Origin of the sequence: Tunicatimonas pelagia (assembly GCF_030506325.1) — a bacterium.
GTDB classification, from domain to species: domain Bacteria; phylum Bacteroidota; class Bacteroidia; order Cytophagales; family Cyclobacteriaceae; genus Tunicatimonas; species Tunicatimonas pelagia.
In genome coordinates, this window is record NZ_CP120683.1 from 2,825,385 (window position 1) to 2,839,075 (window position 13,691).

14 protein-coding genes and 1 pseudogene are annotated in these 13,691 nt (G+C 42.5%); 11 read left to right on the forward strand and 4 right to left on the reverse strand.

The window, feature by feature from the left end:
- The first annotated feature begins 128 nt into the window (after positions 1–128).
- From P0M28_RS11915 to ppgK, 7 genes and pseudogenes are all read left to right on the forward strand, one after another.
- Positions 129–617, forward strand: coding sequence for a hypothetical protein (locus tag P0M28_RS11915; protein ID WP_302210129.1), 489 nt, complete (start codon positions 129–131; stop codon positions 615–617).
- A 75-nt stretch (positions 618–692) separates the two neighbouring features.
- Positions 693–935 (forward strand): DUF1016 N-terminal domain-containing protein, encoded by a 243-nt coding sequence (locus P0M28_RS11920; RefSeq protein ID WP_302210130.1) that lies wholly within the window; start codon positions 693–695, stop codon positions 933–935.
- Positions 936–1,264: 329 nt separating this feature from the next.
- A pseudogene (locus P0M28_RS11925) lies at positions 1,265–1,740 on the forward strand (PDDEXK nuclease domain-containing protein).
- A gap of 54 nt (positions 1,741–1,794) precedes the next feature.
- Positions 1,795–2,262, forward strand: coding sequence for a hypothetical protein (locus P0M28_RS11930; protein ID WP_302210131.1), 468 nt, complete (start codon positions 1,795–1,797; stop codon positions 2,260–2,262).
- A 160-nt stretch (positions 2,263–2,422) separates the two neighbouring features.
- Positions 2,423–3,811 (forward strand): mercuric reductase, encoded by a 1,389-nt coding sequence (locus tag P0M28_RS11935; RefSeq protein WP_302210132.1) that lies wholly within the window; start codon positions 2,423–2,425, stop codon positions 3,809–3,811.
- A gap of 11 nt (positions 3,812–3,822) precedes the next feature.
- Entirely contained in the window at positions 3,823–5,037 is a 1,215-nt protein-coding gene (locus tag P0M28_RS11940) for a glycosyltransferase WbsX family protein (protein WP_302210133.1), read from the forward strand.
- A 92-nt stretch (positions 5,038–5,129) separates the two neighbouring features.
- Positions 5,130–5,885 carry a polyphosphate--glucose phosphotransferase gene (gene ppgK, locus P0M28_RS11945; RefSeq protein WP_302210134.1) on the forward strand — a complete coding sequence of 252 codons (756 nt, stop codon included), beginning with the start codon at positions 5,130–5,132 and terminating at the stop codon, positions 5,883–5,885.
- 12 nt (positions 5,886–5,897) lie between these two features.
- On the opposite strand, the gene P0M28_RS11950 is transcribed toward ppgK, so the two are convergent.
- Entirely contained in the window at positions 5,898–6,371 is a 474-nt protein-coding gene (locus P0M28_RS11950) for an NADPH-dependent F420 reductase (RefSeq protein ID WP_302210135.1), read from the reverse strand.
- A 32-nt stretch (positions 6,372–6,403) separates the two neighbouring features.
- Here P0M28_RS11950 and P0M28_RS11955 point away from each other — a divergent pair, with 32 nt between their 5' ends.
- Positions 6,404–6,739, forward strand: a complete 336-nt coding sequence (locus tag P0M28_RS11955) for a winged helix-turn-helix transcriptional regulator (protein ID WP_302210136.1) — start codon at positions 6,404–6,406, stop codon at positions 6,737–6,739.
- A gap of 89 nt (positions 6,740–6,828) precedes the next feature.
- Positions 6,829–7,881, forward strand: a complete 1,053-nt coding sequence (locus P0M28_RS11960) for a PA0069 family radical SAM protein (protein ID WP_302210137.1) — start codon at positions 6,829–6,831, stop codon at positions 7,879–7,881.
- A gap of 165 nt (positions 7,882–8,046) precedes the next feature.
- Here P0M28_RS11960 and P0M28_RS11965 read toward each other — a convergent pair whose 3' ends face one another.
- From P0M28_RS11965 to P0M28_RS11975, 3 genes are all read right to left on the reverse strand, one after another.
- Positions 8,047–8,736: an ABC transporter ATP-binding protein gene (locus P0M28_RS11965; RefSeq protein WP_302210138.1), complete on the reverse strand. Its 690-nt coding sequence runs from the start codon at positions 8,734–8,736 to the stop codon at positions 8,047–8,049.
- A 96-nt stretch (positions 8,737–8,832) separates the two neighbouring features.
- Complete coding sequence (locus P0M28_RS11970) at positions 8,833–9,186, reverse strand: four helix bundle protein (RefSeq protein ID WP_302210139.1); 354 nt, start codon at positions 9,184–9,186, stop codon at positions 8,833–8,835.
- Positions 9,187–9,236: 50 nt separating this feature from the next.
- Positions 9,237–10,484 carry an efflux RND transporter periplasmic adaptor subunit gene (locus P0M28_RS11975; RefSeq protein ID WP_302210140.1) on the reverse strand — a complete coding sequence of 416 codons (1,248 nt, stop codon included), beginning with the start codon at positions 10,482–10,484 and terminating at the stop codon, positions 9,237–9,239.
- 443 nt (positions 10,485–10,927) lie between these two features.
- Here P0M28_RS11975 and P0M28_RS11980 point away from each other — a divergent pair, with 443 nt between their 5' ends.
- Both P0M28_RS11980 and P0M28_RS11985 read left to right on the forward strand, forming a co-directional pair.
- On the forward strand, positions 10,928–12,325 hold the full coding sequence (locus P0M28_RS11980) for a sigma-54-dependent transcriptional regulator (RefSeq protein ID WP_302210141.1): 1,398 nt from the start codon (positions 10,928–10,930) through the stop codon (positions 12,323–12,325).
- Positions 12,315–13,661, forward strand: a complete 1,347-nt coding sequence (locus P0M28_RS11985; protein ID WP_302210142.1) for a sensor histidine kinase — start codon at positions 12,315–12,317, stop codon at positions 13,659–13,661. Before P0M28_RS11980 ends, P0M28_RS11985 begins: the two co-directional genes overlap by 11 nt.
- Positions 13,662–13,691: the final 30 nt, after the last annotated feature.

Consider the following 13,691-nt stretch of genomic DNA (forward strand, 5'->3'; position numbering starts at 1 on the left):
TGAATTTACTGAAAAAGGTGTAGATATACTGCACCTTTTCTGTTGTGTACCTATACAAAATGAATTAGGTTTGTTTATACCTACGTTGTGCGTCATTAATGAAAATGATTGAAAAAACTCAGAACATATTGAATAAAAAGCATCTCCTGATCGTCGGAAAAACCGAAGCCGAAAGACGAAAGTTTATTAATGACTTAATTCAAGGTGTAAATTTTGAAGTGTTTCGATTTCCTTCAAGGATGAAGTTGTTTGATGAGTACTGTGACTTTATAAAAAAAGAAAAGATTTATGAGCCCTGGTACAAAGCAAAAGGTTATAATGTAAATCAAATTTTAGATTTTCATTGGGATTGGATTTCGGAGAATAATTCGCTGATAATTATGGAAGAATTTGAGCAAATGGAAAAAAGATGGCGGATTGAATTATTGAGGATTTACCTAAATGAGATTGAGAATCGAAAAAAAGATGAAAAGAAAATCCATTTAATTATATCTCAAGAAAGTGAAAACGGATTGATTGAAAAGCTTTCTGAGGTAATGGTCATTAGAGAAAGCGAAAGAAGAACCGAAAAACAAATTGTTGAACAGAATTTAGAAACAATTGATATTTCGGAATAAAAAAGAACACACAACACTGTATAAAAAGCATTAAAACGACTTTTTATACTAAACGTTGGGCACAATTATAGGAATATGAATCTAGATATCACCAGTACCGAGGAGTATTCCCAGTGGGTCAGAGACCTGAAGGGGAAGATTCGAGTGAGTCAAATTAAGGCAGCTATCAAAGTAAATATTGAAATGCTCTACCTGTATTGGGAAATTGGCAAATCAATATCAGATAAATTGAGCACCTCCGATTGGGGAAGTTCTATTGTAGACAAGCTCTCTACTGACCTAAAAAGGGAATTTCCAAATCAGAAAGGTTTCTCCTGATCCAATCTTTTCTCTATGCGGAAATGGTTCGAGTTCTATGCCATGGAAAGTAGAGATTTTGAAAAAGTCCAGCAACTTGTTGGACAAATTCCCTGGGGTCATTATTAGGTCATGATTTCTAAAATTACTGCACTTGAAGAAGCAAAGTTTTACTGCCAAAAAACGATAGAAAATAGTTGGTCGCGAGCTATCCTAATCCACCAGATCGACAGTGGATTGATAAACCGAATTGGTAAAGCCACGACAAATTTTCCAAAACATTGCCAGAGCCGCGTTCAGAATTGGCCCAAGACACTTTGAAGGACCCCTACAAACTGGATTTTCTTGACTTGGGAGAGAAAGTATTAGAACGCGACATTGAACGGCAGCTAGTGAAGCACATTACCTCATTCTTGCTTGAGTTAGGAACAGGATTCTCGTTTGTAGTCAACAAGTAGCCCTGAAAGTGGACAGCCAAGACTTTTATGTAGATCTTCTTTTTTACCATATCAAACTCAAATGTTACGTTGTAGTCGAGTTAAAGGCCATTGAGTTCAAGGCAGAATTTGCTGGAAAAATGAACTTATACCTTTCGGCTGTGGATGATCAATTAAAAATGCCAGAAGACAACCCTACTATTGGATTGCTGCTTTGCAAATCAAAATCAGAAATCGTTGCTGAATACGCGCTGAGAGGAACTACACAACCCATTGGGATTGCGGAATACGATTTGAACAAGGCTATTCCGGATGAACTCAAAACAAAACTACCAACAATAGAAAAAATAGAAAAAGAACTGGCTACAACAATGGCTAAAAAATCATAGCTACCCTTCGGGACATCAACGCTTTTTAGCCTAACCACCGTACGCAATTTGAGGATGGACAAACTTAACTTCAATTTTATTTTTAAAAACGCATTTGATACATTCAAAGTCTTTGAAACTATCCCAATTAAAATTAGTGGAATTTCAATAGAAGGACATTCCAAAACTATATGGCAAACACTAAATCATCTGATAATATGGAGAGAATTTCAGATAGAAAAACTGAATAATATTAACTCAAAAATTGATTTTAATGAATCTGAATCCTGGATATCCGAATTAAAACCAAATAATTTGAACGAATGGAAAACAAAAACAGAAGAATTCAAGAATCAAACAGAACAAATTGAAAAAGTTATATCGAGTCTTGATTTATCGGAATTAAAATTAAATGAGAAACTCAAATTAATTCAAGATTCAAGTGCGCATTTGTCATTCCATTTGGGAGAAATAATATTAATAGCAAGACAGAAAAATAAATATCCTAAGCCAGACGAAATGAACGATTTTTTGAACGAATAAAAATTACTTACAATAGCAGCTACAAGTAATTGCCTGTTCTCGCCTACTTCTGAAAACCCTTGCATATTTTCAGTTTGGTTTGTACTTGCTAAGTTAAGTACTAAATCCTGCTACTACTCATACACGAAACCATTAGCAAAACACCAGAACCCATAAAACCATGAAACACTTCGCTCATCTCATTATCGGAACCGGACAGGCTACCGGGACTTTACTTGGCAAGCTAATTCCTACCGAAACGGCTATCGGGGTTATTGAAGCCAACAAAGTGGGGGGCAGTTGTGTGAACTACGGTTGTACGCCTACCAAAACATTAGTAGCCTCGGCCAAAGCTTGGCATCAGGCTAATCGGGGCGATTTTTACGGCTTCCAGGCTGAGAATCTCAAGCTTGATTACGGCAAGGTAAGAGAGCGGATGAACAGTATCCGAAACAGCGGTAGCGATGGTTTAAAATCTTGGATGGAAAATACATCCAACGTCGATCTAATATTCGGTACTGCTAAGTTCACTGGCGATAAGCAGGTAGAAGTAGACGGTCAGACTTATACGGCTGATAATATTTATATCAACGTAGGAACTCGGCCTTCGGCTCCGCCCATTCCGGGCTTAGATGATGTACACTGGCTGGATAGTGCCCGCTTACTGGATCTTGAAAACGTACCGGAGCATCTGCTAATTATTGGTGGTGGATACATCGGCGTTGAGTTTGCTCAAGTGTTCAGGCGGTTTGGAGCTAAGGTCAGTATCATTCAGCGGGGAAGCCAACTAATGCCCCGGGAGGACGAAGATGTGGCGGATACAGTGAAAGAATTTCTGGAAGAAGAAGGCATCAATATTTACTGTAATGCTAATACTATAAAAATCACTCCAAAAGGCGATCAAAAAGAAATTGAGATTGAAGTGGACGGAGAACCCAAGCTATTGATTGGTGATCAGGTTTTAGTAGCAGCCGGAAGGATTCCCAATAGCGACACGCTAGCCCTGGAGAATACCGGAATAAAAACCAACGATCGCGGACATATTGAAGTAGATCAATACTGCGAAACTGTCGTCAAAGGAGTCTACGCTGTGGGAGATGTAAATGGGCACGGCGGGTTTACCCACACAGCGGTGAATGATGCCGAGATTGTTCTGGACAAACTCTTCGACGGAGACAGAACGCTTGATGTTAGAAACACGATTTACGGATTATTTACCGATCCGCCGCTGGGCCGAGTCGGTATGACCGAAAAAGAAGCAGTAAAGAAAGGAAAGCGCGTACTAAAAGCTACCCGATCCATGAGTAAAATAAGCCGGGCTAAAGAAATGGGCGAAACCAAAGGCTTTGCTAAACTGCTGGTAGATGCTGAAACCGATTTGGTGTTAGGAGCTTCTATTTTAGGAGTAGGCGGAGATGAGATCGTCAATATGTTCGCCACCATTATGCACTCCAACATTCCGTGCCGCCACTACCGAAAAGTAGTCTTAGTTCATCCTACCGTTTCTGAGCTAATGCCCTGGGTTCTGGATGGAATTAAAGAACTTATGGAAAAAAATAACAACGAATAAGCCTATCCGTCATGCGTAAAATATTCTTATTACTTGGCATCGTTGCTACTAGCTGGCTTTTAGCGTTCTGCACCGAAGCTGAAAAAAATGTAGCAGAAGATACTACCGTAGTTCAATCAGTCAGCAGTGAATATACCGTCGCTGCCTACGTATGGCCCTCGTGCCACCATGATGAACGCTTTGGCGATATGCTTTGGCCGGAAGGAACCGGCGAGTGGGAAGTTATTAAAAAAGGAACAGCGCGCTTTAACGGGCACTACCAACCCAAAGCTCCGCTATGGGGCTACGAAATGGATGATAATCCTCAGGTGATGGAAAAGTGGATTGATGCCGCTACCGATCACGGGGTGAATACCTTTATTTTTGACTGGTACTGGTTCGACGAAGGTCCATTTCTGGAAAGCTCGCTTAATAATGGATTTTTGAAAGCTCCCAATCGCGAGAAAATAGATTTCTACCTGATGTGGGCCAACCACGATGTAAAGCAAAATTACTGGAACGTGCATAAGTACCCGGATGTAGATACACTACTTTGGGATGGCGCGGTAGATCTAAAGAACTTTAAAATTGTAGTTGATAGAGTGATTACTCAGTATTTCAGTCAACCCAACTATCATAAAATCGACAGTATGCCAGTCTTTTCCATCTTTAGCCTTACTAACCTGACGGAAGGGCTGGGTGGATTGGAAGCAACTCAAGACGCGCTCAACTATTTCAGAGAGCAGACCATAGCAGCGGGTTTTCCGGGACTTCACCTTCAGGCAATACTCTTTGGTAATCCCAATCAGAACGCAGCAGAAACAGTGGAAGCCCTGAATTTCAATAGCGCCACTCAGTATAATTGGGGGTGGATGAAAGAACAAGACTATCTGAAATGGGGAGCTAAAGCCATTGAGAGGAGAAATGCTTGGGCTGAACAACTCAAAGTGCCGCTGTTCCCCAACGCTTCCATCGGGTGGGACGATACTCCCCGTTTTCCGGCTAAGGGAGAGAAAGATATAGTACGCTATAATAAGTCACCGGAAAGCTTTGCTGCCTACCTTCAAGAAGCCAAAGAATACTGCGATGACCATCCCGATCAAGCAAAGCTAATCACTATCTTCTCATGGAACGAGTGGATAGAAGGAGGATATCTACTCCCTGATCGGAAATACGGATTTGAATATCTGCAAGCCGTAAAAGAAGTTACCGAAGGCTCTTACGACCAATACTCAAATCAGCAATAAGATCATTATAAACAATACATTCAGACCGTAGTTTTAACCTTCATGAGTAACCGGGTTCGCCGGACAGCTAACAAGTAAAGCAAAAGTATGCCATGGAAATTTTAGGATTAGACGTAGGCGGCTCCGGAATTAAAGGCGCCATTGTAGATACTGAACAAGGTGAATTAATTACGGATCGGTTTCGAATAGATACTCCCAAACCGGCTACCCCTAAATCGGTGGCTGAAACGGTGAAGGAAATAGTAGAGCACTTTAAGTGGAAAGAGTTTGTAGGGTGCAGTTTTCCGGCGGTGATTATCAACGGAAAATCCATGACCGCGGGTAATATCAGTGACAAATGGATCGGCACTCAGGCTGATGAATTATTCAGTAAACACTGCGATGGCCTGAAATTTTACTTAGGTAATGATGCCGACTTGGCCGGAGTAGCCGAGGTAGAATTTGGTGCTGCTAAGGGTCTGATGGACAAGGTGCTAATGATCACGATTGGTACCGGACTGGGTACTGGACTTTTTTACAACGGAGAGCTTATTCCCAATATGGAATTGGGGCATATTCTCTATAAAAATGGCGACCCGATTGAACGTTACGCCGCCGACTCAGCCCGAAAGCGAGAAGACCTATCTATGAAAGAGTGGGCTAAGCGCTTTGATTATTATTTGCACCATTTGGTGCGGGTAATGGCTCCTGACTATTTTATTTTAGGTGGAGGTATCAGCAAAAAATTTGATAAGTTTAAAGACCATCTTACTGTGGACATTCCCATAAAAGTTGCTGAGTCCCGAAACCACGCCGGAATTATTGGTGCGGCTCTATACGCCAAAAGAATGCATGAAGCGGGTAAATAGGATCTGTTTTCATTATCGCTTGAGCAACTTAAAACCAATTTCTCGACCTTGCCCCTGAACCATAGCTAGGTTGATCCAAAACCAGGCAAATTGCTCGGTTAGCTCGAATTTGTCATTTCCGCCAATATCATAGCATTCGGCAAAGCCCGTATCTTTTGCTAATTGGACTGCTACCTTTTTTCCTCGGGCGCTGTTGCCGCAGGTAAACATATCGCCAGCTACGCTCTTGTATTCTGGATTAACCATATTATTGTAACCTGTATTGTTAAAGCACTTTACTACATCTTCCGACTGGGTATTCGTCAAAACTGCATCAGCGGTGTTAGAATATCCCTTTGAGCCTCGCTCCATCACAATATTCATAGCATCAATAATGACCTTTCCGCTTGTATCACCCAGGCTTTGGGCTACTTCAACGGCGGCGGGTGCAGGGGTAGCCAATAAAATTACTTCCGACTTGGCTACGGCTTCTGCTACTAGAAACACCTCAGTGTTGGAGTTATTTAACAATTGCATTCATGTATAAGAACAAGCTTTACTACAACCCAGTAGAGTTTGCGATGGATAAGATTGGGGGTATCTGGAAAATACCGATTCTCTGGAGGTTGAAAAGCCGGATAATGCGATACAGTGAGCTAAAAAAAGATATTCCTCACATTACCGACAAAATGCTGACTACCCAACTTCGAGAATTAGAGGCAGAAGGGTTCATCCACCGGGAAGTGTATGCCGTAGTACCTCCCAAGGTTGAATATTCCATGACCGAAAAAGGAAAAACCTGCATTCCCATCATTGAAACCATTAGGAATTACGGACTTTATCTCATTAAGGAAGCTGGAATAGAGCATGGATGAAGATATTTGCTTCACCTCTCTTCAACTACTTTTTCTTTTTTCAAACATTTTATACTTATTTTAAGTATTTATTACTTATCATAAGTGTAATGCAACAATCGTATCACTCCGGTCGGGGAGCGCAGTTCAATCCGGCTAATTCTTTTCTAGACCAACAAACTGTTCAGGAACACATCGAAGGAATCGACGAAGAACATTACGTTCCGCCTCAGCGACAGATTATTATCGACCATCCGAAGAAAATCATCAGCAAAAGCGACAGTCCTGACTTACGGATGATGTACTCGGTAAACCCTTATCAGGGTTGTGAGCATGGTTGTATTTACTGCTACGCCCGCAATTCTCACGAATACTGGGGCTTTAGTGCCGGACTAGACTTTGAACAAAAGATTGTCGCCAAGCCTAATGCGCCCAAGTTACTGGAAGAAGCTTTTCAACGACGTAGTTGGCGAGCTGTGCCGATTGCCCTCTCAGGAAACACTGACTGTTATCAGCCCGTAGAGCGAGAGCTAAAAATCACCCAACAACTACTGCAAGTTTGTCTGAAATACGGTAATCCGGTAGGTATCATCACCAAAAACCGCTTGATTGAGCGGGATTTACCTATTCTAAAAGAATTGGCAGCTGAGCAACTGGTTCATGTGTACTTCTCCGTTACTACCCAAAACGAAGAGTTACGCTCTAAAATGGAACCCCGCACCGCCAGCATCACTAAACGATTGAAAACGCTGGAAACACTTTCCCAGGCGGGAATTCCCTGCGGAGCTATGCTTGCCCCTATTATTCCTTCCTTAAACGATCATGAAATTCCCTCACTCATGCAACAGGTAGCCGATGCCGGAGCTTTGTCCGTGGGCTATACCGTTGTGCGTTTAAATAAAGCTATTGGCCCATTATTTAAAGATTGGATTGTCAAAAACTTTCCTGACCGAGCCACTAAAGTTTGGAAGCAAATTCAGGAACTACATGGTGGCGCGGTACACGATAGTCTGTGGGGACGACGCATGGTAGGAGAGGGACCTATCTCCGATCATATCGCTCAGTTATTTAAAATCGCCAAGCGGAAATACTTATACGGTCGGGAAATGCCTGCCTACGATCTTTCCCGCTTCAACCGTAGCGGTAGTTATCGTTTGTTTTAGCACATCAATAATTGCAATGGTTATTCCACAGCTAAGAGAGAAGTACGGTCTCTCTTCCGTACAGATAAACAAAGTGCGATTGTGAGCTCAAAAACAAAAAAGCGGCACCCTATCTACGAAGTGAGGGTCGCCGCTTTTCAGTTCTACAAACTACTTATCAAAAGTTTACACGTGAAATTTCTCTTTAATGTTTTCGGTTACGATCATACCGTCGAATAAATTAATCACTCGGTTGGCGTAGGTAGCATCGTGGGGGGAGTGTGTTACCATCGCAATGGTGGTTCCAGCTTTGTTAAGTTCTGATAACAGGTTCATTACTTCCTCTCCGTTGGTAGAGTCTAAGTTACCCGTCGGCTCATCCGCCAGTATAAAGTTAGGGTTGGCAACTACCGCTCGGGCAATAGCCACACGCTGCTGCTGACCACCCGATAGCTGCTGCGGAAAGTGATTACGACGGTGCATAATGTTCATATGCTCTAGGGCAGCATTTACTTTCTTTTCCCGCTCCGCCGAAGGTACTTTCAAATATAACAGTGGCAATTCTACGTTTTCGAAAACGGTCAGTTCATCAATCAGGTTAAAGCTCTGAAATACAAAACCAATGTTTCCTTTTCTTAGTTGAGCCCGCTGCCGCTCGGAGTAGTTACCCACCTCGTGATCCATAAAGTGGTACTCACCGGAAGAGGGGTTGTCGAGTAGTCCTAAGATGTTGAGCAAAGTAGATTTACCACAGCCAGAAGGACCCATAATAGCGACGAACTCTCCCGACTTGATCTCAATATTGATGTCGTTCAGTGCGGTGGTTTCTACCTCATCCGAGATAAATACTTTCTTTAAGTTGTTTGTGCGAATCATAGAATTTTCGGTTTTAGATTTTAAGGACTGGGATTTGGAGCGGTTACCCGCCGGGACCGGAATCCGGAGACGGGAGACCGGGGTTACACAATCCGGTTAGAATTTAGTTTTTCTGGTTTGAATTAATTTATGTAGCATGGCTGAGATTTTGCAAGTTCGTTCTATTGATTCATCTATATTTCTTAGTTCAATTAGCTGTGCTTCTTTAGCAATCATAAGCTGAGTTCTCAATTCTGCACACGACCCTTGAGCGATATGCAGATACTGTATAAATTCCTTATTAGATTTTCGCTCAAATCCTTCGGCGATATTAGAAGGCATTGAAATTGCTGATCGCTGAATCTGATCACGTAGTCCGAAATTTCTACTATCTCTTAATTCTCTACATAAGACCACCGATAACTTGAATCCCTCCTGCCAAACATCCAAATCCTCAAACCTCTTTATCATATCTCCCCAACTACATTTTCCGGTCTTCGGACTCCGGTGTCCGGGCTCCGTTAAAATACTAAGACTTCATTATCCCCAAAATTCTCATACGACGATGTAATTACCTTCTCGCCCGGTTCTAAGCCTTCTAGCACTTCGTAGTTTTCGGGATTCTTACGGCCCAGGCGAATATCGCGTTTGTAGGCTCTTGAGCCATCATTGTTCAGTACAAATACCCAGTTACCACCAGTGTCGCGAAAGAATCCGCCCGTAGCGAGCAGCATCGCCTCCTCTGAACTACCTAGTTCTAACCGAATGCGTAGCGATTGTCCACGACGAATACCGCTGGGTACTTCGCCCACAAATTTCATATCTACTTCAAAGTTACCTTCGCTTACTGTCGGATACTTTTTATAAATCTCCAGGCGATAATCGCCACCCGCGAAATTAAATGTTCCTTGTTGCCCTACATCAATGCGGGGTAGGTAGAGTTCATCAATAGCCACACGAACTTTATAGCTATCCAGCAGCGCCACTTGCCCTAATCGCTCACCAGGCGTAATTGATTGACCAGGCTCCCAGTCGGGAGTAGTTAGTAAGCCATCGGTAGGGGCAGTAACAACTAGGTTATCCAAAATCTTATTTACTGCCTCCAGGCTGCGTAATATTCGATCTTCCGATCGGTTAATTTGCCGTAACTGATTGTCCCGTGCCATCGAATCTGCTTGATACGATCGGTACGTAAGGTCTTTCAGGCGCTTATTATACTCAAATTGTTCTTCCACTTCCTCCAACTCCCGTTGAGAAATTAACTTTTTACTAGCTAGTTCTTTAAACCGCTTATACTGGGGAGCTAGAAGTTGTAACTGGTAATCAATTTGGGCTATTGATCCTTTTTGGTTTAAGTCATTCTGGTCAAGTTGCAGTCGGTTATTACGCAATAAACTAAGTTGCTCGTAGAACTGTCCCTCGCGATTCATCACATCTAGCCGAAGTGCTGAGTTATCTAGTATCATAATCGTATCACCTTCATCTACCAATGCCCCTGATTCTAATACAATTTTTTCAATCACCCCACCTTCAATAGCATCCATGTAAATTGTTTGGCTCGGCATTACAATTCCAGTTTCCGGAATACGCTCTTGAAAAATATCTTGCTTAACGGTAGAAACGGTAATTTTTTCTTCGTCTACATTTAACTTAGATCGGTTGTCGGCAAAAAGAAAACTGTATAGAATGAACGACACGAAGATCAACCCGAGACCAATCCCGAGTATACGTCCGGTTGTCCATGTTTTCTTTTTTATTTTTCGGTCCATTCCCATAGCTTGTCTGAATCTTGGCGGTGTAATTTCAATTAATTTTAGGTGGCTGTAGTAGCTCGATCATGAGAGTTACGAACACTGTGCCAAAACTAAAAACTGTGCTCAACCCCTCTATTTAGCCCTTTTAGCCAGGAGGAAGTGTACGGAAATGGACATCCTTTGTACGCTTCTGTACGTTGCCAGTTCGAAACCGGACACTTATATTTGAATTCTTAAAGTGTATTTATAGGTAGAAAAGGTTGAATTCCGTTACGTATGCTTGGTTTTCAGCCTTTGCAGATAGTTGCTTAGCCTATTCCTCTATTTATTAGGTACAATCTTTGGCAAACAAATAATGAATGATGATTAATGAACTACGGATAATCAACCAGTTATGCTATAACTGATTATCTGAAGTCAATTATTCATTATTCACCATTCATCAATCATTCTATACTATGAGCAGAACTGTTAATAAAACTGGTAAAATCTTAATTGTAGACGACAACGAGGATGTATTGCAAGCGGCTAAGATTTTCCTAAAGCGTCATTTCCTTCAGGTAGATACTGAAAAGAACCCGGGAGCCATTCCTGCCACCATCAGCAATGAACAGTACGATGTGATTTTGCTGGATATGAACTTCACCAAAGATGTGAGTAGCGGAAAGGAGGGCTACTTCTGGCTGGATCAAATTCTGGAAAAAGACCCTTCGGCGGTAGTGATTCTTATTACGGCCTACGGAGATGTTGATATGGCGGTGCGGGCAATTAAAGAAGGTGCTACCGACTTTGTGCTCAAACCTTGGAATAACGAAAAGCTACTCGCTACAGTAATGGCCGCTCTACGATTGCGCGCTACCAAATCAGAAGTGAATCAGTTACGCTCTCAGCAGGAAATTCTTACCGCCGATCTTAACAATAAATTCCAGGATGTTATCGGTAGCAGTCCGGCAATGCAACGGGTGTTCGAGACGATTGAACAAGTAGCCAGCACCGATGCCAACGTACTGATTTTGGGTGAAAACGGAACCGGAAAAGAAGTGATTGCCCGGGCTATTCACCGTCGCTCACAACGGACAAATAATGTATTTATTAATGTAGACTTAGGAGCGGTTACTGAATCTCTGTTTGAAAGTGAGCTATTCGGACATATGAAAGGCTCCTTTACTGATGCCAAGCAAGATCGGGTAGGCCGCTTTGAAGCTGCTTCGGAAGGTACGTTGTTCTTAGATGAAATCGGCAACCTTTCACTCCCTTTGCAGGCCAAACTGCTTACCGCTCTTCAAAATAAACGCATCACTCCGGTAGGTTCTAACAAAGTAATTGATGTGGATGTCCGCTTTGTCTGCGCTACCAACATGCCTCTTTACGAGATGGTGCAAAACAGCGAATTTCGGCAGGACTTGCTCTATCGTATTAATACCATAGAAATTAATTTACCTCCTTTGCGGGAACGAGCCGAGGATTTGGAACCCTTAACTACTCATTTCCTGAGTATGTATGCTAAAAAGTACAACAAACCTATTCACTCTATTAGTGCCAGTGCTATTAAGCGAATGCAAAAATACCACTGGCCGGGTAATGTGCGAGAGTTACAGCATTCAGTAGAGCGGGCGGTAATTCTCAGCAATAAACCTACCTTGCAACCGGAAGACTTCTTCTTCAATGCCGATAACGCCCGACAAGGCAAAGACCAGGATGAACTACATCTGGAAAAGTACGATTTGGAAGAAGTGGAAAAGCTCTTAATCCGCAAAGTGTTGAAAAAGCACGGCGGTAATATTTCCAAGGCAGCCGGAGACCTGGGCTTAACGCGGGCTTCGCTGTACCGGAGGCTAGAAAAATATGATATTTAACCGATTTGAGTGGACGCTGCTAGTTCGTATTATACTACTGGCAGCTAGCATGTTATTATGTCTTTACTTCGTGTTTCATACCGAACGATACGTAAGTGGAGTCATCATTTCCTTACTAGTCATCTACCAGATTTACGAGCTGTATCAGTATGTGCTGGAAGCGAACCGTAAGCTAACCCGTTTTCTAGAAGCTGTTAAGTACTCTGATTTTACCGCTGGTTTTAATAAAGATAGCCAACTAGGCGAAAGCTTTCGCAACCTGAACCGGATGTTCAACGAAGTATTCGATGCTTTTCGTAAGGCTCGGGCTGAGAAAGAAGAACATTGGCAATACTTAAAAACAGTAGTACAGCACGTGAACGTTGGGTTGCTATCCTACGATGAATCTGGCAATATTGAACTACTGAACAATACCGCCCGACGGTATTTGAAGGCCCACCAAATGACTAAGATTCGGGAGCTTTCTAAAATTAATCCCGAACTATACGACCTCATTCTTAAACTACCTACCGGCACTAAAACCCTGATTAAGCCCAGTGTCGATCTTCATTTATCCATCAATGCTACCGAACTTCGCCTACGGGGTAGCACCTACAAACTCGTCTCTATCCAGAATATATTATCGGAATTACAGCAGCAAGAGATTGAGGCTTGGCAGAATTTGACTAAAGTGCTTCGTCACGAAATCATGAACTCCATTACACCAATTGCTTCTTTAGCGGGTACCGCGATTGATATTATTCAGGAGGATGTAGAGCGTCAAAATGGTTCTATGCTATTTGATCAGGAAGCTTACGATGATATCAACATGAGCCTGCGAACGATTGAGAACCGGAGCAAAGGGTTGGTGACTTTCGTGGAAGCCTACCGTAATTTCACCAATATTCCCCAACCGGACTTTGAGCGGGTGAAGCTCAAAAACGTAATTGAAGAAGTAGTGAAACTGATTCAGGCTGGAGTGGCTCGCGACCGAGTGGCTATTGAAGTAACAGTGCCCGATAACCTGATTGTCCGGATTGACAGTAAGTTGATTGAAATGGTATTGATTAATATTCTAAAAAATGCGGCTGAAGCACTGGATGAAACCGAAGAACCCACCATCAAAATAGTAGCTCACGCTGACCAAGAGCAGCGGGTATTTGTGGATGTTACCGACAATGGATCAGGCATTGAACCCGAAGCTCTGGAAAGAATCTTTATTCCATTTTACACTACAAAGCGCGATGGTTCCGGCATTGGCCTAAGCCTCTCCCAACGCATCATGCAAATGCACCAAGGCAACCTTACCGCAACTTCAGAGGTAGGGCAGGGAACTACGTTTACTTTACAGATGTAAAAGACGAAATGAGAAATGTGGAAAAAATAA